The organism is Pseudomonas sp. NPDC089554 (genome assembly GCF_050280645.1).
In the GTDB taxonomy this organism is placed as follows: domain Bacteria; phylum Pseudomonadota; class Gammaproteobacteria; order Pseudomonadales; family Pseudomonadaceae; genus Aquipseudomonas.
On record NZ_JBNNVR010000012.1, the window covers coordinates 1 to 19,674 of the forward strand.

Consider the following 19,674-nt stretch of genomic DNA (forward strand, 5'->3'; position numbering starts at 1 on the left):
GACTATTACAGCAAGACCGTATTCGAATGGGTCACCGACAAGCTCGGCGCCCAAGGCACCGTGTGTGCGGGCGGGCGCTACGACGGCCTGGTCGATGCCCGCCTGGCATGCTCGGCATCGGCATCGGCGGTACCGCCGAAAAGGCCGCGGTGATGGCCAAGGAAGTGTTGATGGAATCCATCGACATCCATGAACTGAAAGCCCGTGGCCCGCAGAACCGCATCGAAGAGATCCGCCTGGAGCTGTTCGAGAAGGTCAACCAGCTGGGCATCGGCGCCCAGGGCCTGGGCGGCCTGACCACCGTGCTCGACGTCAAGATCATGGACTACCCGACCCACGCCGCCTCGCTGCCGGTGTGCATGATCCCCAACTGCGCCGCTACCCGTCACGCCCACTTCGTGCTCGACGGTTCCGGCCCTGCCGAGCTGGAAGCGCCATCGCTGGACGCCTACCCGGAAATCGTCTGGGAAGCTGGCCCAAGCGCGCGCCGCGTCAACCTCGACGACATCACCCCGGAAGAAGTCGCCAGCTGGAAGCCGGGCGAGACCGTCCTGCTCAACGGCAAGATGCTCACCGGCCGCGACGCCGCGCACAAGCGCATGGTCGAGATGCTCAACCGTGGCGAAGAGCTGCCGGTCGACCTCAAAGGCCGCTTCATCTACTACGTCGGCCCGGTCGACCCGGTCGGTGACGAAGTGGTAGGCCCAGCCGGCCCGACCACCGCAACCCGCATGGACAAGTTCACCCGCCAGATCCTCGAGCAGACTGGCCTGCTGGGCGCGATCGAGCAAGTCCGAGCGTGGCCCGACCGCCATCGAGGCGATCAAGGACAACAAGGCCGTGTACCTGATGGCCGTCGGCGGCGCTGCCTACCTGGTGGCCCAGGCGATTCGCAAGTCCAAGGTGCTGGCCTTCGCCGAGCTGGGCATGGAAGCGATCTACGAGTTCGAGGTCAAGGACATGCCGGTGACCGTTGCGGTCGACAGCCAAGGTGAGTCGGTGCACATCACAGGTCCCGCGCTGTGGCAGAGCAAGATTGCTGAAAGCCTGGCTGTTGAAGTGAAGTAAGACTGTAACTACAGCGGTGCCTCCCTTGCGGGGCGCCGCTGTTTTCAGTCCAGTCGTTCGAACTGCTCCGGCCAGTCCCGCCGGGTGAACACCTGCCCTTCCCGCCTCACGTTAATCACCGCCTGCAGATCCAGCTCCGCCACCAGCCACTGGCTGCGCAGCGGGCTCAACTGCGCACTCAACGCCAGCACCCCATCCCCCGGCATGCCGTGATCCGGCGGCACGAACAGCCCTGCCCGGCCGGTATTCTCGTCCAGCGCCTGCGACCAAGGTGCAAGCCCCACCGTCGGGCTCTGCAACACCGCCACCTGGTTCTCCAGCGCGCGCGCCTGGACGCCGATGCGCACCCGGTGATAGCCCGCTTCGGTGTCGGTACAACTGGGCGCGAGAATCAGGTCGGCCCCCTGCTCGGCCAGACGCCGAGCGAGCATCGGGAACTCATTGTCGTAGCAAATCAGAATGCCCAGGCGCCCCAGGGACGTGTCGAACACCTTCAGCCCCTGGCCCGCCGCAATACCCCACTGCTCACGCTCGAAGCGGGTCATCATCAGTTTGTCCTGGTACCCCAACAGGCCTTGCGGGCCGAACAGCCAAGCGCGATTTCGATACAGCCCATCGGGGTCGAGCACCGGTACGCTGCCGGGTTGCAAGTACACGCCCAGGCGCCGGGCAATGCCTTCGCACAGCGCCAGCCAAGGTGCCAACAGGGGCTGGATACCGGCAATAGAGCCTTTCAGGTCGCTACGTTGCGCCGCCGGTAACTGGCCGCTGAGCACCAACCCGGCATATTCAGGCAACAGCAGCAACTGCGCCCCGGCCTCTGCGGCCTCGACACACAAGCCCTCCAGATGCGTGGCATAGGCCTCCCAGCTTTCATGCAATTCTATGGCGTACTGGCAGGCAGCGAGGCGGATCATGGCAGCAGCTCCTTGAGCCAGAACGACAGCGTCTTGGGTGACGCCTGCTGCTCGTCCAGGTCGCGCCAGCTGTAGGAAGTACGCAGCGAAGGCTGGTGCATGAAGCCACGGTTGCGCCAGAAACCGTGCAACGGCTTGTAGTCCACCGGCCTGCGGGGATGACCGCTGGGCCGCTCCACCGCGCAGAACGCACAGTAGTGAAACGCGCCCAGCGTGTGCGCATAGGCCTCGCGCTCGATGAAGAAGCGCACGCCAAGCCCCTGCCCTCGGTAGGCCGGCAACAGCACCGACTCGCCGAAGTAGTAGACCTTGCGCGGGTTGCGGCCCTGATCGAGGAAGGGTTGCTGGAACTCGGCGGTTTCATCGGCCAGCGGCAAGCCAGTGGAAGCGCCGACCACCTGGCCGTCATCCAGGGCCAGCACCACCAGGCTACGCTCGGCGCGCACATAGGTGGACAAGTAGTCGGCTTCGTACTCTGCCGTGCCGTCGTAAAGGTAGGGAAACTCGCGAAACACCGTCAGGCGCAGGCGAGCGAGGTCATCGATGTAAGGCGCGATGGCAGCGCCGTGCAGCAGGCGTATTTCCATGCGGGGCGGTCGTTTTGTCGATGTGGATGACGCCCTCGGCTAAGTCGGGCTCCTGGGGAAACCCTATCATCCGGCCATCGCCACGCCCTTTCCCGTACACGACAGGAACATTGCCATGACCGCTACCGAACTGGTGCACGCCTACTACGCCGCTTTCAATGCAGGCGACATGCCGACCTTTCTTGCCCTGCTCAGCGAAGACGTGATCCACGACATCAACCAGGGCGAGCGGCAGATGGGCAAGGCAGCGTTCGCCGGCTTCATGGACAAGATGAACCGCTGCTACCGCGAGCGTTTGGCGGATATCGTGGTGATGCAGAATGCCGATGGCAGCCGGGCGGCGGCAGAATTCACCGTGCACGGCGCGTACCTGGCCGACGACGAAGGCCTGCCGCCGGCCCAGGGGCAGACCTATGTGTTGTCGGCTGGGGCGTTCTTCTATATCCACTGTGGGAAAATCGCCCGGGTGACCAACTACTACAACCTCAATGACTGGGTCGAGCAGGTGGGCTGAGGCTACCCGCGCCACATCAGGCAATCCTCGTCCCCAGCACCTTCAAAAACGCCGCCAACCACGCCGGATGCGCCGGCCAGGCCGGAGCCGTGACCAGGTTGCCATCCACATGGGCCTGGTCGATGGCGATATCCACGAAGGTACCGCCAGCCAGCTTCACCTCCGGCGCACACGCCGGGTAGGCACTGCACTCACGCCCCTCCAACACCCCCGCCGCCGCCAGCAACTGCGCCCCATGGCACACTGCCGCAATCGGTTTGCCGGCCATGTTGAATGCACAGACCAGTTCCAACACCCGCTCATCCAGACGCAGGTATTCAGGCGCCCGCCCGCCAGGAATCAGCAGCGCGTCATAGCTCTCGGCACGTACCCGGGCGAAGTCGTAGTTCAGGGCGAAGTTATGACCCGGCTTTTCGCTGTAGGTCTGCTCGCCCTCGAAGTCGTGGATGGCGGTGCGCACCGTCTGCCCTGCTACTTTCTCGGGGCACACCGCATGCACCGTGTGGCCGACCATACCCAGCGCCTGAAACGGCACCATGGCTTCGTAGTCTTCGACGAAATCACCCACCAGCATGAGAATCTTCTTGGCCGTCATCGCATCCACTCCTTCGTTTGCAGGGAAACAAACCTGCACGATAGTTCGCTTTGACGATGTGCGCCGCGCCCTCAGTCGCGCCGGTCGAGCAGGTTCACCACCAGGCGGTCGAGCCAGCCCCACACCCGCTGTTTGACCCGCCGCCACAGCGGGCGCGCGTGCCAGTGGTCGAGGTCGACTTCTTCGCTGAGGGCGAAATCACGCTCGAAACTGGCCCGCACGGCGGCGGTCAAGGGCGGGTCGATGGCCTCGACATTGGCCTCGAGGTTGAAGCGCAAGTTCCAGTGGTCGAAGTTGCACGAGCCGATGCTGACCCAGTCGTCCACCAGCGCCATTTTCAGGTGCAGGAAACACGGCTGGTATTCGAAGATCCGCACCCCTGCGCGCAGCAGCCGGGGGTAGTAGCGATGCCCGGCGTAGCGCACTGACGGGTGGTCGGTGCGTGGGCCGGTGAGCAACAGGCGCACGTCCAGGCCCTTCTGTGCGGCGCGGCGCAGCGAGCGGCGTACGCTCCAGGTCGGTAGGAAGTACGGCGTGGCCAGCCAGATACGCTGTTGCCCGCTGTTCAAGGCACGCACCAGCGCGTGCAGGATGTCGCGGTGCTGGCGCGCATCGGCATAGGCCACCCGGCCCAGGCCCTGCCCTGGCACGGGCACCCTGGGCAGGCGTGGCAGGCCAAAGCCCTCCGGCGGGCGCCAGGCGGTACGTCGATGGTTGGCGTGCCATTGGCGGTCGAACAGCAATTGCCAGTCGGTAACGACCGGCCCCTCCATGCGCACCATCACTTCATGCCACTCGCTGCTGGCCTCGCCCGGCGTCCAGAATTCGTCGGTCACCCCGGTGCCGCCCACCGCCGCCCAGCGCTCATCCACCAGCAGCAGCTTGCGGTGGTCGCGGTACAGGTTGCGCAAGCCGCACCGCCAGCGCAGGCGGTTGTACCAGCGCAACTGTACGCCAGCGGCCTGCAAGCGTTGGCGCAGGGGGCTGGTAAAGGCCAGCGAGCCATAGTCATCGAACAGGCAGCGCACCCGCACACCACGCCGCGCCGCCGACTCCAGCGCCTCGACCACCGCCTCGGCACAGGCCCCGGCCTCCACCAGGTACAGTTCGAGGTCGACCTGGTACTCGGCGCGCACGATCGCCAGCAGCATGCGTGGGAAAAACTCGGGGCCATCGACCATCAGCTCGAACTGGTTGCCATCCCGCCAGGGGAAGACCGGCCCCGGCATGTCAGCGGGCGGTGAAGATCAGCACCGCGCTTACCGGCACCGACGGGTTGATCGACTTGAGCCCGGCAAATTTGCGCAGGCTTTCCAACCCCGGCAGCAGGCCGTAGTCCTCGGCGCGCAGCAGCAGGGGCTCGAGGGTCACCACCTGGAAGCGGCGCTCGTCCAGGCGCGTGGCCAGCAGCAGCGCATTGAAGTTGTGCGATTGGCCATGCAGGGTCAGGGTCAACGGCAGGCGCAACTCCAGCTGGGCGCCATTGGCCAGGTCATTGATCGGCCGCAGGTCGAGCTGGGCCTGCACCGTGGCATTGGGAAAGCGCGACACCTCGAACAGGTCTTCGCGCATGCGCTCGTCACGCAGGGGAATACCGCTGCTGATCGACTCCATCTCGATGCTCAGGCTGGCCGCGCCCTTGCGGTCGACCTTGCCGTGCAGCACCAGGAAACGGTGCAACTCGGCGGTGTCGCCGTTCTTGCCGGTAATGAACGACAAGCGTGAAGACTCGCCATCGAGGTGCCAGTTGGCATGAGCAGGTAGGCACAGGGCCAGCAGCAGGGCGGGGAGCAAACGCAACAGCATGGGTGGGAAACCTCGACAAACAAGGCCGTCAACCTTACCCCTCGCGCCTTCACGGCAGCAAGCGACAGCCCTCGCGCTGGCCCTGCCAGGCCGCCTGGCTGCGCTGCCCCAGGCCTTCGGCCAGCACTGTACGCGCGGCGCTGTCCTCTTCCAGCAAGCTCAGCGGCAGGTACTGGCGCACGTAGCTTCGGCAGTAAGCCACATCGAAGCCCATGACGAAGCGGCACGAGCAATACTCCTTGGCCGAGTAGGCCGGGAGAATGCCTGGGAAGTCGCCCAAGGCCTGGCGTTCTTGCCAGGCCCAAGCCAGCAGTACTACCAGCAACACCAGCAATGCACGCTTCATGCGCCCTCCTTGTCCAGCACCGCCAGCACGCGCTTGAGCAGTTCGTCGTGACGGTAGCTGCCATCGCGGTCATCGCCGTAGCGCACGATCACCAGCTTGCGGGAAGGTACGACGTACAGCGCCTGGCCCCAGTGGCCGAGCGCAGCGAAGGTGTCGGTAGGCGCGCTCGGCCAAGGCGTTGCCTGGCCTGGCAATGGCTGGTTGAGCCACCAATGGCCACCGGGGTTGGCCTCGCCCAGCATACCCTTGGCGGCAGTGAACAAGGTGCGGTTGAAGCGCACCCAGTCTGGCGTCAGCAGCTGGCGCTCGCGCCAGCGCCCGTCGCGCGCCATCAACAGGCCAATGCGCGCCAGGTCGCGGGCGCTCAGGTAGAGGTAGGAAGAGCCGACATAGGTGCCCGCGCCGTCGCGCTCCCAGGTTGCACTTCCGATGCCCAGCGGCTCGAACAGGGCCTGCCAGGGGTAGTCGGCATAGCGGCCAGGCTCGAGCATGCCGCGCAGGGCGGCGGCCAGCAGGTTGCTGTCGCCGCTGGAATAGGCGAAGCGACTGCCCGGTGCCGCCTCGGCAGGCATGGCGGCGGTGAACGCGGCCATGTCCTGGCGGCCACGGGTATAGAGCATCGCCACCACCGACGACTTCAGCGGCGCGTATTCGTAGTCTTCCTGCCAGGCCAGGCCGCTGGCCCAATTCAGCAGGTCCAGCAGGGTGAGCCGCGGGTGCGCCTGCAAGGGCGGGTAGTAGCGTGCTGCCGCATCCATCGGCTGGAAGCGACCCTCGGCCTGGGCCACGCCCAGCAGCGTGGCCAGCACGCTCTTGCTGATCGACCAGGTCAGGTGCGGGGTGTCGGCGCGGGTCGGGGCGGTGTAGCGCTCATGCACGATGCGCCCGTCGCGCACGATCAGCAGCGCATCGCTGCGCACGCCATGGCGCTCGGCTTCGTCACGCGCCGGGAAGGCGTAGTCGTCGACGGCCTGCCAGTCATAATGGGCCGGGTCGTGCTGCCAGTCAGGCACAGGCCAGTCCTCGGCGAATGCCGAGCACGCCACCAGCCCCAGGATGCCCAACAGCCCCACCCGCAGCTTACCCATTGCCACCCCTCGCCTTGCGAATCGGCCGAGCCTGCCAGGGTTTCATGACAATCCAGCGGCAGCCCAGGCCTTGGCCAGGCGCTTTTCCCGCGCGACGGTGGCCAATGCAAGCAGGCCTTGGTCACGCTGCCACAAGCTTGCCCAGGGCTCTGGGCCATTGGCCAGGGCGCTGTCGATATCACCACGCAGGCTATCGAACTGGGCGAACAGGCCGCCCAGCAGCAGGTGGCAGGCCACGCTGTCGGCGCACTGCCGGCTGCCTTCAGCGCACCCGGCGAGCAGTCCGACCAGGCGCAGTTGCAGCGCCTGCGGCCAGGCGCATGCCTGGCCTACGCCGTACAGCCAGGCCGCCAGGGCGGCGAGCACGTACAGGTCTTCGAGGGAGCGGAACGGTTTGACGTAGGCATCCCAGCCATCGCCAGCCAGCAGTTCGCAGGCCGCGTTGTGCAACGCCAGGCGGGCATGGCCGACCTCGGGCATCAGCGGCAGGGTCGGCAGCGCCTCCAGGGTGACACCAGGCTCGCCGGGGTAGACCACCGCCAGGCTCAGGCGTGGGGGTTCGCCGGGCGCTTCGCAGCGCGCCGCCACCAGCAGCCACTCAGCTTCAAGGCCCGCCGTGACGAAGCCCTTGCTGCCGGTCAGGCGCAAACCATCGAGGCGGGTTTGCATATCGGCCGGGCGCACGCTCCGCCGCTCGGTGGCGCACAGCGCCCCCAGGCCCGCTGGCGCGCTGGGCCAGAGCACGCGCAAGGCCGCCTGGTAACCGACCAGGAAGGCCAGCCCGGGCGTTGCCATGGCTCGCCCGCCCAGCACCGCCAGTTCGAACGGGTTGACCACGCCCAGGTGCTCGAGCACGGCGGCGTGGGTTTGCCCAAGGCTGGCCGCCAGCGGCAGGCGCAATGGGTCGTTGAGTCGTTGCAACCAGGGCATCGAAAACTCCTCGCAGGGGGTGTCACGCAAGCATCACCAAAGATTCATGGAGGTGACACCGGGGCTACCTAGGCTGACTTTGCACAACAAAGCCGACCGGCCGCAACCCTCATATGGCTGGCTTATGGAGACTCGTAATGACTCGGATCGCTCGCTCTGGCGACAACAGCACTGAACGCCGTCTGCAAGCCGAACGCCTGGTCGGCGCTGCGGCCCTGCAGGAAGCACAGGCCCTGCGCTACAAAGTGTTCAGCGCAGAATTCAAGGCCAAGCTCAAAGGCGCCGAACTGGGCCTGGACATGGATGACTACGACGTACACTGCCGCCACATTGGCGTACGCGACCTGAACACCGGCGAGCTGGTAGCCACCACCCGCCTGCTCGACCACCAGGCTGCCAGCAGCCTGGGCCGTTTCTACAGCGAAGAAGAATTCAGCCTGCACGGGCTGCTGCAACTCGAAGGCCCGATCCTGGAACTGGGCCGCACCTGCGTAGCCCCGGCCTACCGCAATGGCGGCACCATCGCCGTGCTGTGGGGCGAGCTTGCCGAAGTGCTCAACGAAGGCCGCTACAGCTACCTGATGGGCTGCGCCAGCATCCCCATGCAGGACGGCGGGGTACAGGCCCACGCCATCATGCATCGCTTGCGCGATCGCTACCTGTGCACCGAGCACCTGCGCGCCGAACCGAAGAACCCGCTGCCGAGCATGCCATTGCCAGGCAACGTCATCGCCGAAATGCCACCGCTGCTCAAGGCCTACATGCGCCTGGGCGCGAAGATCTGCGGTGAGCCATGCTGGGACGAAGACTTCCAGGTGGCCGACGTGTTCATCCTGCTCAAGCGCGACGACCTCTGCCCGCGCTACGCCCGCCACTTCAAGGCGGCGGTCTGATGCTGCGGCTGCGGGCCAGCGCCCGCCTCCTGCGCCTGCTGCTGGTGCTGTGCCTGGGCCTGGCGATGGCCAGCTTTATCGCCCTCGGTGAACGTGTCGGCCTGCGCACCTCCAGCGAACGCCGCCAGCGTTGGACCTGCCTGTTCATGAAGCGCCTGGTCGCCGCCCTGCCCTTCGAGGTGCAGGTGGTGGGTGAACTGCCGCGCCAACCGATGCTGTGGGTCAGCAACCATGTGTCGTGGACCGACATTCCGCTGCTGGGCATGCTCACCCCGCTGTCGTTCCTGTCCAAGGCCGAAGTGCGCCAGTGGCCGGTGGCCGGCTGGCTGGCGGAAAAGGCCGGCACGCTGTTCATCCGCCGGGGCGGTGGCGACAGCCAGCGCCTGCGCGAGCAGATCAGCACGCAGCTCGGCCAGCAACGGCCGCTGCTGATCTTCCCGGAAGGCACCACCACCGATGGCCGCAGCCTGCGCACCTTCCATGGTCGCCTGCTGGCAGGTGCCATCGACCAGGGCATCGCGGTGCAACCGGTGGCGATCGAATACCTGCGCGATGGGCAACACGACCCGATCGCTCCCTTCATCGGCGATGACGACCTGGTGTCGCACCTGATGCGCCTGTTCGCCCATCCGCGTGGCCAGGTGCGCCTGCACCTGCTGTCGCCCATCGCCAGCCAAGGCAAGGAGCGCGCGGTGCTGGCCCTGCAGGCGCAGCAAGCCGTTCATCTGACACTGTTCGGCGAAATACAACCGACTGCTGTCACACGTATTCACGCCAAAGCCGCCTAGTAAACGCGTCGCAGCCAGCGCTGCGACGCCCGGCGATTCTGCCAAAAGTTGTACAAGAAACTTTGTGTGTAGAACTTTTGTATAGCCGCTCCAGTCCGAGCTTCAAACGCAGAACTGGAGCTGCCATGAATGACGCTGTCATCCGTGTCGCTGAAATAGGGCCTGGCCGCGACGCGCGCCATCCACTCGCGACACGCTTCAACGACCTCACCGCCCTGCTGCTGCAACCGGCCTTCGACGCCGTGTTGCTCGAGGCGAGCCCCGAGGAAAACCGTCGGCTGCTGCATGCGCTGCGCAGCCATCCTCACTACGGGCTCAGCCTGATCCACTGCCGCGACCCGCAGGACGCAGAGATCCAGGCGTTGTCCGATGGCCCCGCCGAGGATTGGCAGACCCTCGAACGCCAATGCCTGCTGCACCGCGAACGCCTGGCAGTGTTCAACAACGGCCGCGCGCCGCAAACCCCGCAGGCCCACCTGCTGGCCTATTTGTGGTTGCGCGGTCCCGGCCGCCTGCGCGCCCTGCGCCACCCGACGCACCCACAGCACTACGACTTCCCGCTGGTGCGCTGCCTGGCTGGCGAAGCCACCAACAGCCTGGCACTGGTGCGCGACCTGGCCCAGCGCGGGCTTCTGGAAAGCACCGCGCTCATCGACCGCATTCGCCTGTGCCGCCGCTGCGGCAGCGGCCAGCTCAACTACGTCGACGTGTGCACCGAATGCAACAGCCTGGACATCCGCCGCCAGGCCTCGCTGCACTGCTTCACCTGCGGACACATCGGCCGCCAGGCGCAATTTCTCAAGGACGGCGCGCTGGTCTGCCCCAACTGCGTGACCCGCTTGCGGCACATCGGCAGCGACTACGACCGGCCACTGGAAAACTACACCTGCAACCAGTGCCAGGCGTTCTTCATCGACGCCGACATCGAGGCGCGCTGCCTGGATTGCGGCGAAGCGCACAGCCCCGAGCAACTGCACGTGCGCGAAATTCGCGACTACCAGCTCTCCGAAGCCGGCATGCTCGCCGCGCGCCAGGGCCTTGAGCGCGACAGCGAGCCGCTGTTCGGCGCCCTGGCGATGGTCGGCGCCACCACCTTCCGCACCTTGCTCGACTGGCAGCTTGAGCTGATCGAGCGCCACAAGGCGCCGCGCTTCGCCCTGCTCGGCCTGCGCTTCCACAACCTCGGCGAAGTGCTCGAGCGCCTCGGCCCGCAACGCGGCCACGCCTTGCTCGACGCGCTGATCGAACGCATCCAGGTGGCCATCCGCGACACCGACCGCTGCACCCGCACCAGCGAAGAACAGCTGTGGCTGCTGCTGATGTACACCGACGGCCAGGGCCTGGAGCGAGTGGTCGAGCGCCTGAACCGCATCAGCGAACTGTTCGTCGGCGAGGAGCTGAAGGACATCCGCCTGGCCACCGTGGGCTGCGTCGCCCCCGAAGGGTTGTTCGAGAAAGAAACCGCCGAGCTGTTGATGGCACGCCTGGCGGGGGAACTGCAATGAATGCACTGATCGAACACTGGATGACCTGGATAGCGGAAATCCAGGGCCCGAACGGCCATTGGCGGCTGTTCCTGATGGTCTTCCCGTACTTCCTGCTGCTGGAAGTACCGCTGAACCTGCTGGTACTGCTGGGCACCTTGCGCTGGTTCGCGCGCAAACGCACAGAGGTGCCACAGCATCAGCCCTGGGCGCCACGGGTGTCGTGCATCATCACCTGCTACAGCGAAGGGCGCGATGTCGAGCTGACCCTGCGCAGCCTGGCCGAGCAGACTTACCCCGGCATGCTCGAGATCATCCCGATCATCGATGGCGCCAGCGGCAACCGCGCCACCCTCGAGGCGGTTCGCCGCTTCCAGGCCAGCCACCCGCTGCCGGCCAACCGCGTGATCCGCCCGCTGGCCAAGTGGCAGCGCGGTGGCCGGGTGTCGTCGTTGAACGCAGGGCTTGCCTTCAGCACGGGTGAAATCCTGATCAACGTCGATGGCGACACCTCGTTCGACAACGACATGGTCGGCAACATGGTGCGCCACTTCAATGACCCCAAGGTGCCCGCCGTGGCGGGCAGCCTGCGGGTGCGCAACGTGCGCCAGTCGCTGGTGACACGCATCCAGGCGCTGGAATACCTGCTGTCGATCCACATGAGCAAGATCGGCCTGGCCGAGTGGAACCTGGTGAACAACGTGTCCGGCGCGTTCGGCGCCTTCCGCCGCAGCTTCCTGGTGCAGATCGGCGGCTGGGACACCCACACCGCCGAAGACCTCGACCTGACCCTACGGATCAAGAGCTACTTCCGCCGCTACCGCCTGCGCATTCCTTTCGAACCCCGGGCCATCGGCCATACCGACGCACCGGCGACCTGGCGCGGCTTCCTGCAACAGCGCCTGCGCTGGGATGGCGACTTGTTCTTCGTCTATGCACGCAAGCACCGACACACCTTCAACCCGCGCCTGGTGGGCTGGCCGAACTTCATCATGCTGCTGGTCAGCGGGTTGTTCTTCCAGCTGGTACTGCCGCTGATCATCGTCGGCTACACCCTGGTGGGGCTGGTGGTGCTGCCGACCGCGGCGTTCGTGTTCTTCTCGCTGCTGATCTATGCGTTGTACCTGGCCATGACCGTGCTGCTGTACGTGGGCATGATGCTGATGGTCAGCGAGCGCCCGCGCCAGGACCTGCGCCTGGCCTGGATACTGCCGATCTACCCCTTGGCGATGTATGCCCTGCGCTGCTGGAACGTGTGCGCGCTGCTCAACGAGCTGCTGCGTCGAGGCCATGAAGAATCGAGCATGGCGCCCTGGTGGGTGCTCAAGCGCGCCAATCGCTTCTAAGGGGCCAACCATGAAATACACATCGAGCACCTGGCTGCTGCCAGTACTGTGCTGCCTGCCGACCCTGGCCGCAGCCGCGCCGCTGCCCCTGGAAACGGTCCTGGAGCGTGCCAGCGAGCACCCTTCCAATGAGGCAGCCAACCAACGTTTGCAGGCGCGTTATGCGGCCCGCGATCAACGCCAGTCGGAAGCTGGCTGGGAAATGTTCGGCAACGCCGAAGTCGGCCGCTACCACGAACTGGTCACCGACGACTTGCGCAACGACTACTACGGCCGCTCGTTCGCCGTGGGCGTGCGCTACCCGCTGCTCGGCAGCCTGCGCCGGCGCCTCGACGCGGTGGGCGACAGCGAGCGTGACGTACGCCTGGCGCAGATCGAACAAGGCTACCAACGTGCCCAGCAGCGCCTGGCCGTGCGCAGCGCCTATGCCGACTGGTGGCGCGCAAGCGAAGAACAGCGCCTGTGCCAAGGCGTGGAGCAGGCCGCCAGCGCTGCTGAAACGCAGCTGCAACAACGCCTGAACGACCGCTGGGTACTGCCCTCCGATGCGCAGTTGCTGCGCAGCGAGTGGCAGGCCGTGAGCAACCGCTGCGCCTTGCAACAGGACTTGCTCGGCGATATCCGCGCAAGCCTGGCCAGCCTTGGCGTGAACCTCACGCCTGGCGACACCCCGGTGGCCGCCAGCCTCGCCCGTCACCCACGACCGCTCGAAGCCTGGCGCCCGCTGCTGCAAGGCAACCCGCGCCTGGCCGGGCGCGATGCTGAGCTGTCACACGCCGAGCAGCAGCGCGACAAGCCCTGGTACACCGCCATCGACGCCTACTTCAACGTCGCCCAGACCATCGAGGAGCGCAGCGGCGCCGGTGATCGTGGCCGTGGGCTGTCTGCCGGGCTGACCCTGTCGGCACCGGTGGACCTGCTCGACTACGGCAGCGCCCGAGGCCGTGAGGGCGAGGCGCGCTACCAGGCCGCCGTGCAGGCCCGCGAGCAGGAACAGGGCGAGCTGTTGCGCGAGCTGGGCAAGGTCATCGCCCAGCAGCGCCGTGGCGTCAACGAGTACCAGCGCCTGAGCGAACGCCGCGACGGGCTGCGCCAACTGCTCGAGGAACGCCGCCAGCGCGGTGACCTGGACGCCGGCGAAGCCAGCCTGCGCCAGCAGCAGGCGCTGATCGACGACTACAACGCAGGTTTCGCGCAAATCGCTGCCTGGCACCGGGTGTGGCTGCAAGACGCCGCCTTGCGGGTGTTCGGCGATGACAGCGCGTCGTTCGAACAGCTGTTGGGTAGCGAACGCCTGCATTGGTCCAAGTCGTCCCCAGACAACCATCCCCCACAGGCCAGCGCTTGGCGCCAGGGGGTGTACATCTGGGACAGCCAGGCCTTTCTCGACCCCGCACGACGCGCCGAGGAGTTGGCACAATTGCGCCGCGCCGGCATCAGTGAACTGCACCTGGGCCTGAACGGCCAGCAGGTGCGCGCCCGCGACGCCACGCACACCCAGCTGCAAGCCTTGTTGCAGCAAGCCCATGCCCAGGGCATGCGGGTCAACCTGCTGCTGGGCGACCCGCACTGGATCGAACCCGCTGGCCGCCCACAGTTGCTGAGCCTGATCGAGCGCTTCGCCACCCTGCCCTTCGACGGCCTGCACCTGGACCTGGAAGTGGAGCAACTGGGTTGGCCGGTACCCGAACAGCGCCTGCACGACTGGCTGCAAACGCTGCGCGAGGCCAAGCGCAGCAGCCCCTGGCCGCTGGCGCTGTCGAGCCACCCGCGCTGGTTCGAGGCCGACGCCAACGCCAAGCCCTGCGTGCCCTGCGAGTTGCAGAACATGGGCATCACCCAGGTCAGCCTGATGATCTACCAGCGCGATGCCGATAAAAGCGCCCAGCGCGCCCGCGCCATTGCCCAGCGCTGGCCACGCCTGAACCTGCGCCTGGCGCAGAGCATCGAAACCGACCAACCCCGTGAACTGGGCTGGTCCGACAGTTCGCCAACGCACCTGCGCCAACTCGTCGATGGCTGGCAGCGGAGCCTGCAACCTGCCGGGTTGCAAGGCATCGACTGGCAATCCTGGACCGACTACCCGAGAAGCCGATGAAGATCAATTTCCGCAGCCCCAAGGAACAAAACCCCACCCAGGACAGCGGCATGCAGGTGCTGTACGCGCCGAGCAAGCGCCTGGCGTTTCGCCTGCGCTGGTACCTGATTTTGCTGTTGATCCTGATTCCCCCGGCCTGGCTGGCGGGGCGCTATGGCCTAGCCATGCTGCGCGTCGAGGCCCCGGCCCTGGTGCGCCTGCCCAGCCTTGAGGTGCGCGCCTTGCAACCGGGCCAGGTGGCCGCCGTGAACGTCCAGCCGGGCGATCATGTGCAGCTCGGCAGCCCTTTGCTTGAAGTGGACAACCCGGAATGGCGGCTGCGCCTGAACCTGTTGCAAGGTGCCGCCAGCCCTAGCCCGGCCATGCCGGCCAACCTGCTCGAACATAACCGCCAGGTGCTGCAGGCGCTGGTCGACCGCGCTGCCGCACGGGTGCGCGATGTGCGCGCCCTGGTGCAACGCCAGGCCGCCACCCGTGGCGAGCTGATCGAGGCGCAGAATGCGCTGGACAGCCGCGAAGCCGAACGCCTGGCCTGGGAGCGCAGCCTGGGTGGTGGCAACGAAGCCGAGCGCTACCAGCGCGAGCGTGAGCTGGAGGCCCGCTGGCTGACCGACCGCCTGCAACAGATGCGCATCGCTGCACCTGAGGCCGGGCGCGTCTCCGAGGTGATCACGGCGCCCGGCGAGAACGTCGGCCCCGGCACCTTGCTGATGCGCCTGGAGCGCAACGGCCCAGCGCAATTGTGGGTATACCTGGACCCCAAGGACGTCGAGCACGCAACGCCCGGCTCGCCGCTTGAAGTGCGCCTGCCGGACGGCAGCCTGGCCCAGGCCACAGTGATCAACCCGGCAGAAAGCGCCAACCCGCTGCCAAGCGATCTGCGCAAGCCGTTCAGCAGCCCGACCCGCGGGCTGATGGTCCCGGCCGCCTTCGACGAGCCCCTGGCCGACGCCTGGCGGGTGGATTCGCTGCCGGTGAGCGTGCGTTTCCCGCGCAGTGGTTGGCAGTGGTTGGGGTTGGATAACTGAGTTGAATCGGGGCCGCGCCAGCAGCCCCGAACTTCAGCGCGACGCTGCGGCGAACGCCTGCAACTGCGGGTAGAACTCTCGAAAATCCGCGAGCAACGGCTCATACAGCTTATCCAGCTCGTCCATCACCCCGCTCATTCCCTCAGGCTTGGACAAGCGCCTGGCGATCCCGCCGAACACGTGTTCGAGCGTGGCGAAATCGCCATAGGCCCCCAGCCAATCGTCCGCCGCAATGAACGGCGCGATCCGCGCCAACCGCCCCGGCAGTTCGGGCTCAGCCAGCAACACCCGGTAGAACTCACCGGTGAATTGCTCGAGCGGCTGCTCGGCATAGTCGCCCCAGTGCCGCGCCAGGCAGTGGTCGAAGAACACATCCAGCACGATCCCGGCAAAACGCCGCCGCTCCCGAGGGAAACGCGCCAGCGCCGCCAGCACCAGCGGGTGGCTGTCGGTATAGCTGTCGATATGCCGGTGCAGCCGGATGGCCGCTTCGAGCTGGGGCGGGAAGCGCCCTTCGAGGCTGCCCTTGACGAAGTCGCCATACAGGCTGCCAAGCAGCTGCTGCGGCGCCTGGCCGCCCAGATGAAGGTGTGCGAGGTAGTTCATGGCGGCAGTCTAGCATCGGCCAACCTCATATCGTTATAACGCGATATAGCAATTGTTGCTTAGCTAAGAACCCTTTCATATTTGTATATCGCGATGCAGCGATCTATATTTCGCCCCATCGCGATATACCGCTACACACCACGAGCCCATCCATGCCTCTCGATCTCGACGAAATAATAAAAGCCCTGGCCCACCCGGTCCGGCGAGACATCCTCAACTGGCTGAAGGACCCCGCGGCGCAATTCCCCGACCAGCACCACAGCACCGAGCACGGTGTCTGTGCCGGGCAGATCGACCAACGCTGCGGCCTGTCGCAGTCGACCGTCTCCGCCCACCTGGCCACCTTGCAGCGCGCAGGCCTGGTAACCAGCCAGAAGATAGGCCAGTGGCATTTCTTCAGACGCAACGAGGCGACCATCCAGGCCTTCCTCGCGCAAATGAGCCAAGAGCTCTGACAAGGACCTTGCAATGCCCCTTTCCCTGATGATCCTGGCGCTCAGCGCCTTCGCCATCGGCACCACCGAGTTCGTCATCATGGGCCTGCTGCCCGAGGTGGCGCAGGACCTGGGCGTGACCATTCCCGGCGCGGGCTGGCTGGTGACCGGCTACGCCCTGGGCGTGGCCATCGGCGCGCCGTTCATGGCCCTGGCCACCGCCCGCCTGCCACGCAAGGCCGCGCTGGTGGTGCTGATGGGCGTGTTCATCGTCGGCAACCTGCTGTGTGCCGTGGCCAGCGACTACAACCTGCTGATGTTCGCCCGCGTGGTCACGGCGCTGTGCCATGGCGCGTTCTTCGGCATCGGCTCGGTGGTGGCCGCAAGCCTGGTACCGGCCAACCGCCGCGCCTCGGCGGTGGCCCTGATGTTCACCGGCCTGACCCTGGCCAACGTGCTCGGCGTGCCGCTGGGTACCGCCTTGGGCCAGGCCATGGGCTGGCGCTCGACCTTCTGGGCGGTGACCGCCATCGGCGTAGTGGCGCTGATCGGGCTGATCCGCTACCTGCCCCTGCAACGCGACGCCGAAGCGGTCGACATGCGTGCGGAACTGGCCGCACTCAAGGGTGCCGGTATCTGGTTGTCGCTGAGCATGACCGTGATGTTCTCGGCATCGGTATTCGCCCTGTTCACCTACGTCGCGCCGCTGCTGGGCGAGGTTACCGGCGTGTCGCCACGCGGTATCACCTGGACCCTGATGCTGATCGGCATCGGCCTGACCCTGGGCAACATCCTCGGCGGCAAGCTGGCCGACCGCCGCCTGGGCGCCACCCTGGTAGGTGTGTTCGTTGCCATGGCGCTGGTGTCCAGCGTGCTCAGCTGGACCGCCAGCGCGCTGATACCCGCCGAAATCACCCTGTTCCTCTGGGCGGTCGCCGCATTCGCCGCAGTGCCTGCCCTGCAGGTCAACGTGGTGCTCTACGGCAAGGCCGCACCGAACCTGGTGTCGACCCTGAACATCGGCGCCTTCAACCTGGGCAACGCCCTGGGCGCCTGGGTCGGTGGCGTGGTCATCGCCCAGGGCCTGGGCCTGACCCGCGTGCCCCTGGCAGCTGCGGCCCTGGCGGTACTGGCACTGCTCGTCACCCTTATCACCTTCAGCCAGCGCAGTCGCGAGACCGAACTGGCCGCTGCATCCAACTGACCCACGCGAGGCTTACAGCATGACTACGCTTTTCGACCCGATCACCCTGGGCGACCTCGAGCTGCCCAACCGCATCATCATGGCCCCGCTGACCCGCTGCCGCGCCGATGAAGGCCGCGTGCCCAATGCGCTGATGGCCGAGTACTACGTACAACGCGCCAGCGCCGGGCTGATCCTCAGCGAGGCGACTTCGGTGACGCCAATGGGCGTCGGCTACCCCGATACCCCCGGCATCTGGTCCAACGACCAGGTGCGTGGCTGGCTCAACGTGACCCAGGCGGTGCATGGCGCGGGCGGGCGGATCTTCCTGCAACTGTGGCACGTGGGGCGTATTTCCCATTCGATGTACCTGAACGGTGAAGCGCCGGTCGCCCCTAGCGCGATCCAGCCCAAGGGCCATGTCAGCCTGGTGCGTCCGCTGAGCGACTACCCCACCCCGCGCGCCCTGGAAACCGAGGAAATCGCCGACATCGTCGAGGCCTACCGAGTAGGCGCGGAAAATGCCAAGGCTGCCGGTTTCGATGGCGTGGAGATCCACGGTGCCAACGGCTACCTGCTCGACCAGTTCCTGCAAAGCAGCACCAACCAGCGCACCGACCAATACGGCGGCTCGCTGGAGAACCGTGCGCGCCTGCTACTGGAAGTGACCGATGCGGCCATCGAGGTGTGGGGGGCGCAACGCGTGGGCGTGCACCTGTCGCCACGCGCCGACCTTCACGACATGGGCGATGGCAACCTTGCCGAGACCTTCATCTACGTTGCCCGCGAGCTGGGCAAGCGTGGCGTCGCGTTCATCTGCTCGCGGGAAAAGGAAGGCGACGACAGTATCGGTGCGCAGATCAAGCAAGCCTTCGGCGGCCCCTACATCGTCAACGAGCGTTTCACCAAGGCCAGCGCCAACGCCGCGCTGAGCAATGGCACGGCCGATGCGGTGGCTTTCGGTGTGCCCTTCATCGCCAACCCGGACCTGCCGGCACGCCTGGCTGCCGATGCGCCGCTGAACGAAGCGCACCCGGAAACCTTCTATAGCAAGGGGCCGGTGGGATACATCGATTACCCGCAGCTGTAAGGTGGGTCGCTGAGGGCCGCGTGGAGGCCCTCAGCGACACGATCAAGGCCGGGCGTTGATCTGCTGTTGCAGGTTCTGGATCTGGCTTTGCAGGGTATTGATGTTGCGCGTGGTCTGCCCACGGAAGGCATCGAACTCTTGCACCGAGGCACCGCTCGCGGCAGGCGTCGCCGGGCGGTTGTCGACCTGGCTCTTGAGCACCAGCACGTCCTGCTCGAGGCTTTCGATCGCAGCCTTGGGGTTGCCCTGGCGCTTCAGCGCAGCCACCTCGTCGTTCAGGCTCTTGATCTGGCCATCGAGCTTGCTGCCATCGACCTGGCCCGACTTGAGCGCGGCCAACTCGCCGTTCACCGCCTTGAGCTGCGCCTGCAACTGGCTTTGCAGGTCGGTCACCACCTTCTGCTGCGCCCGGGTATCGGCCAGCACCTGCTCCAGACGCTTGCCCAGGTCACCTGCCTGCCCCGCCACGCCTTCCTGCTGCTTGCCCTGCTCGGCCAGACGCGCCTGCAACTGGGTGATCTGCAACTTCAGCGCTTCGCTGCCGGTGCTGGCCGTGGACTCGCTGGCCGCCACCTTGCCGCTGATCGCCTGCAAGCGCCCGGCCGCTTCCTCGCTGATGCGCGCGAAGCTTTCCTGGGTGGCCACCAGTTGCTGCTCCATCAGCGAGATCTGCTGGAAGCTCCACCAGCCAAGCCCGGCCAAGGCAATGAAAGAGGCACCGAGCAGCGCCCACAGTGGCGCGGTGGTAGCAGGCCGCGCGGCTTTCTGACGGGTGCGCGCGACATGCGCCGGCAGCAATTCGTCATCGTCCGGGGTGCCGGCGCGCAGGGGAGGTACATCATCGAAGTCGTCGTGGGCGTCGTTACGCATGGC

At 66.3% G+C, this 19,674-nt stretch carries 20 protein-coding genes and 2 pseudogenes; 12 read left to right on the forward strand and 10 right to left on the reverse strand.

What is annotated here, in order from left to right:
• A pseudogene (locus ACQKPE_RS05830) lies at positions 1–93 on the forward strand (hypothetical protein); the annotation flags it as partial.
• Positions 90–1,068 (forward strand): annotated as a pseudogene (locus tag ACQKPE_RS05835) (FumA C-terminus/TtdB family hydratase beta subunit); the annotation flags it as partial. The pseudogenes ACQKPE_RS05830 and ACQKPE_RS05835, both read left to right, overlap by 4 nt.
• Positions 1,069–1,112: 44 nt before the next feature.
• Here the strand turns inward: ACQKPE_RS05835 and ACQKPE_RS05840 are convergent.
• Both ACQKPE_RS05840 and ACQKPE_RS05845 read right to left on the reverse strand, forming a co-directional pair.
• Positions 1,113–1,985 carry a carbon-nitrogen hydrolase family protein gene (locus ACQKPE_RS05840; RefSeq protein WP_427664007.1) on the reverse strand — a complete coding sequence of 291 codons (873 nt, stop codon included), beginning with the start codon at positions 1,983–1,985 and terminating at the stop codon, positions 1,113–1,115.
• Positions 1,982–2,572 carry a GNAT family N-acetyltransferase gene (locus ACQKPE_RS05845; protein ID WP_427664008.1) on the reverse strand — a complete coding sequence of 197 codons (591 nt, stop codon included), beginning with the start codon at positions 2,570–2,572 and terminating at the stop codon, positions 1,982–1,984. The genes ACQKPE_RS05840 and ACQKPE_RS05845 overlap by 4 nt, the downstream gene beginning before the upstream one ends.
• Before the next feature lie 115 nt (positions 2,573–2,687).
• On the opposite strand from ACQKPE_RS05845, the gene ACQKPE_RS05850 reads away from it, so the two are divergent.
• Positions 2,688–3,086 (forward strand): nuclear transport factor 2 family protein, encoded by a 399-nt coding sequence (locus ACQKPE_RS05850; RefSeq protein WP_427664010.1) that lies wholly within the window; start codon positions 2,688–2,690, stop codon positions 3,084–3,086.
• Between the two features lie 16 nt (positions 3,087–3,102).
• Here ACQKPE_RS05850 and ACQKPE_RS05855 read toward each other — a convergent pair whose 3' ends face one another.
• The 6 genes from ACQKPE_RS05855 to ACQKPE_RS05880 form a co-directional block, all read right to left on the reverse strand.
• On the reverse strand, positions 3,103–3,681 hold the full coding sequence (locus ACQKPE_RS05855; RefSeq protein ID WP_427664012.1) for a DJ-1/PfpI family protein: 579 nt from the start codon (positions 3,679–3,681) through the stop codon (positions 3,103–3,105).
• A gap of 71 nt (positions 3,682–3,752) precedes the next feature.
• Positions 3,753–4,910, reverse strand: coding sequence for a phospholipase D-like domain-containing protein (locus ACQKPE_RS05860; RefSeq protein WP_427664014.1), 1,158 nt, complete (start codon positions 4,908–4,910; stop codon positions 3,753–3,755).
• Position 4,911: 1 nt separating this feature from the next.
• Positions 4,912–5,487 (reverse strand): YceI family protein, encoded by a 576-nt coding sequence (locus ACQKPE_RS05865; RefSeq protein WP_427664016.1) that lies wholly within the window; start codon positions 5,485–5,487, stop codon positions 4,912–4,914.
• Positions 5,488–5,536: 49 nt separating this feature from the next.
• The gene (locus tag ACQKPE_RS05870) at positions 5,537–5,833 is read right to left on the reverse strand and encodes an amidase (RefSeq protein WP_427664018.1); all 297 of its coding nucleotides are present in this window, start codon (positions 5,831–5,833) and stop codon (positions 5,537–5,539) included.
• Positions 5,830–6,921: a serine hydrolase domain-containing protein gene (locus ACQKPE_RS05875; RefSeq protein WP_427664020.1), complete on the reverse strand. Its 1,092-nt coding sequence runs from the start codon at positions 6,919–6,921 to the stop codon at positions 5,830–5,832. Before ACQKPE_RS05875 ends, ACQKPE_RS05870 begins: the two co-directional genes overlap by 4 nt.
• A 42-nt stretch (positions 6,922–6,963) precedes the next feature.
• Positions 6,964–7,851: an acyl-CoA dehydrogenase gene (locus tag ACQKPE_RS05880; RefSeq protein WP_427664022.1), complete on the reverse strand. Its 888-nt coding sequence runs from the start codon at positions 7,849–7,851 to the stop codon at positions 6,964–6,966.
• A 137-nt stretch (positions 7,852–7,988) separates the two neighbouring features.
• Between ACQKPE_RS05880 and olsB the strand changes: the two genes are divergently transcribed.
• The 6 genes from olsB to ACQKPE_RS05910 all read left to right on the forward strand — a co-directional run bounded on the left by olsB (position 7,989) and on the right by ACQKPE_RS05910 (position 15,488).
• Positions 7,989–8,744, forward strand: a complete 756-nt coding sequence (olsB, locus tag ACQKPE_RS05885) for an L-ornithine N(alpha)-acyltransferase (RefSeq protein ID WP_427664024.1) — start codon at positions 7,989–7,991, stop codon at positions 8,742–8,744.
• A complete protein-coding gene (locus ACQKPE_RS05890; RefSeq protein WP_427664026.1) occupies positions 8,744–9,532 on the forward strand; it encodes a lysophospholipid acyltransferase family protein in 789 nt (262 codons plus the stop codon). The genes olsB and ACQKPE_RS05890 overlap by 1 nt, the downstream gene beginning before the upstream one ends.
• A gap of 125 nt (positions 9,533–9,657) precedes the next feature.
• Positions 9,658–11,037, forward strand: a complete 1,380-nt coding sequence (locus ACQKPE_RS05895) for a diguanylate cyclase domain-containing protein (protein WP_427664028.1) — start codon at positions 9,658–9,660, stop codon at positions 11,035–11,037.
• The gene (locus ACQKPE_RS05900; protein WP_427664030.1) at positions 11,034–12,362 is read left to right on the forward strand and encodes a glycosyltransferase; all 1,329 of its coding nucleotides are present in this window, start codon (positions 11,034–11,036) and stop codon (positions 12,360–12,362) included. The genes ACQKPE_RS05895 and ACQKPE_RS05900 overlap by 4 nt, the downstream gene beginning before the upstream one ends.
• Positions 12,363–12,372: 10 nt before the next feature.
• Entirely contained in the window at positions 12,373–14,460 is a 2,088-nt protein-coding gene (locus ACQKPE_RS05905) for a TolC family protein (protein WP_427664032.1), read from the forward strand.
• The gene (locus ACQKPE_RS05910; RefSeq protein WP_427664034.1) at positions 14,457–15,488 is read left to right on the forward strand and encodes an HlyD family secretion protein; all 1,032 of its coding nucleotides are present in this window, start codon (positions 14,457–14,459) and stop codon (positions 15,486–15,488) included. Before ACQKPE_RS05905 ends, ACQKPE_RS05910 begins: the two co-directional genes overlap by 4 nt.
• Positions 15,489–15,521: 33 nt before the next feature.
• On the opposite strand, the gene ACQKPE_RS05915 is transcribed toward ACQKPE_RS05910, so the two are convergent.
• Complete coding sequence (locus ACQKPE_RS05915; protein ID WP_427664036.1) at positions 15,522–16,094, reverse strand: ACP phosphodiesterase; 573 nt, start codon at positions 16,092–16,094, stop codon at positions 15,522–15,524.
• Between the two features lie 152 nt (positions 16,095–16,246).
• Between ACQKPE_RS05915 and ACQKPE_RS05920 the strand changes: the two genes are divergently transcribed.
• Genes ACQKPE_RS05920 through ACQKPE_RS05930 form a run of 3 tightly spaced genes read left to right on the forward strand, consistent with a single transcriptional unit; the run spans position 16,247 to position 18,801 of the window.
• Positions 16,247–16,549, forward strand: a complete 303-nt coding sequence (locus tag ACQKPE_RS05920) for an ArsR/SmtB family transcription factor (RefSeq protein WP_427664038.1) — start codon at positions 16,247–16,249, stop codon at positions 16,547–16,549.
• A 13-nt stretch (positions 16,550–16,562) separates the two neighbouring features.
• A complete protein-coding gene (locus ACQKPE_RS05925) occupies positions 16,563–17,732 on the forward strand; it encodes an MFS transporter (RefSeq protein ID WP_427664040.1) in 1,170 nt (389 codons plus the stop codon).
• A gap of 19 nt (positions 17,733–17,751) precedes the next feature.
• Positions 17,752–18,801 (forward strand): alkene reductase, encoded by a 1,050-nt coding sequence (locus ACQKPE_RS05930; protein WP_427664042.1) that lies wholly within the window; start codon positions 17,752–17,754, stop codon positions 18,799–18,801.
• A 42-nt stretch (positions 18,802–18,843) separates the two neighbouring features.
• On the opposite strand, the gene ACQKPE_RS05935 is transcribed toward ACQKPE_RS05930, so the two are convergent.
• Positions 18,844–19,671: an ATPase gene (locus ACQKPE_RS05935; protein WP_427664044.1), complete on the reverse strand. Its 828-nt coding sequence runs from the start codon at positions 19,669–19,671 to the stop codon at positions 18,844–18,846.
• Positions 19,672–19,674 lie beyond the last annotated feature (3 nt).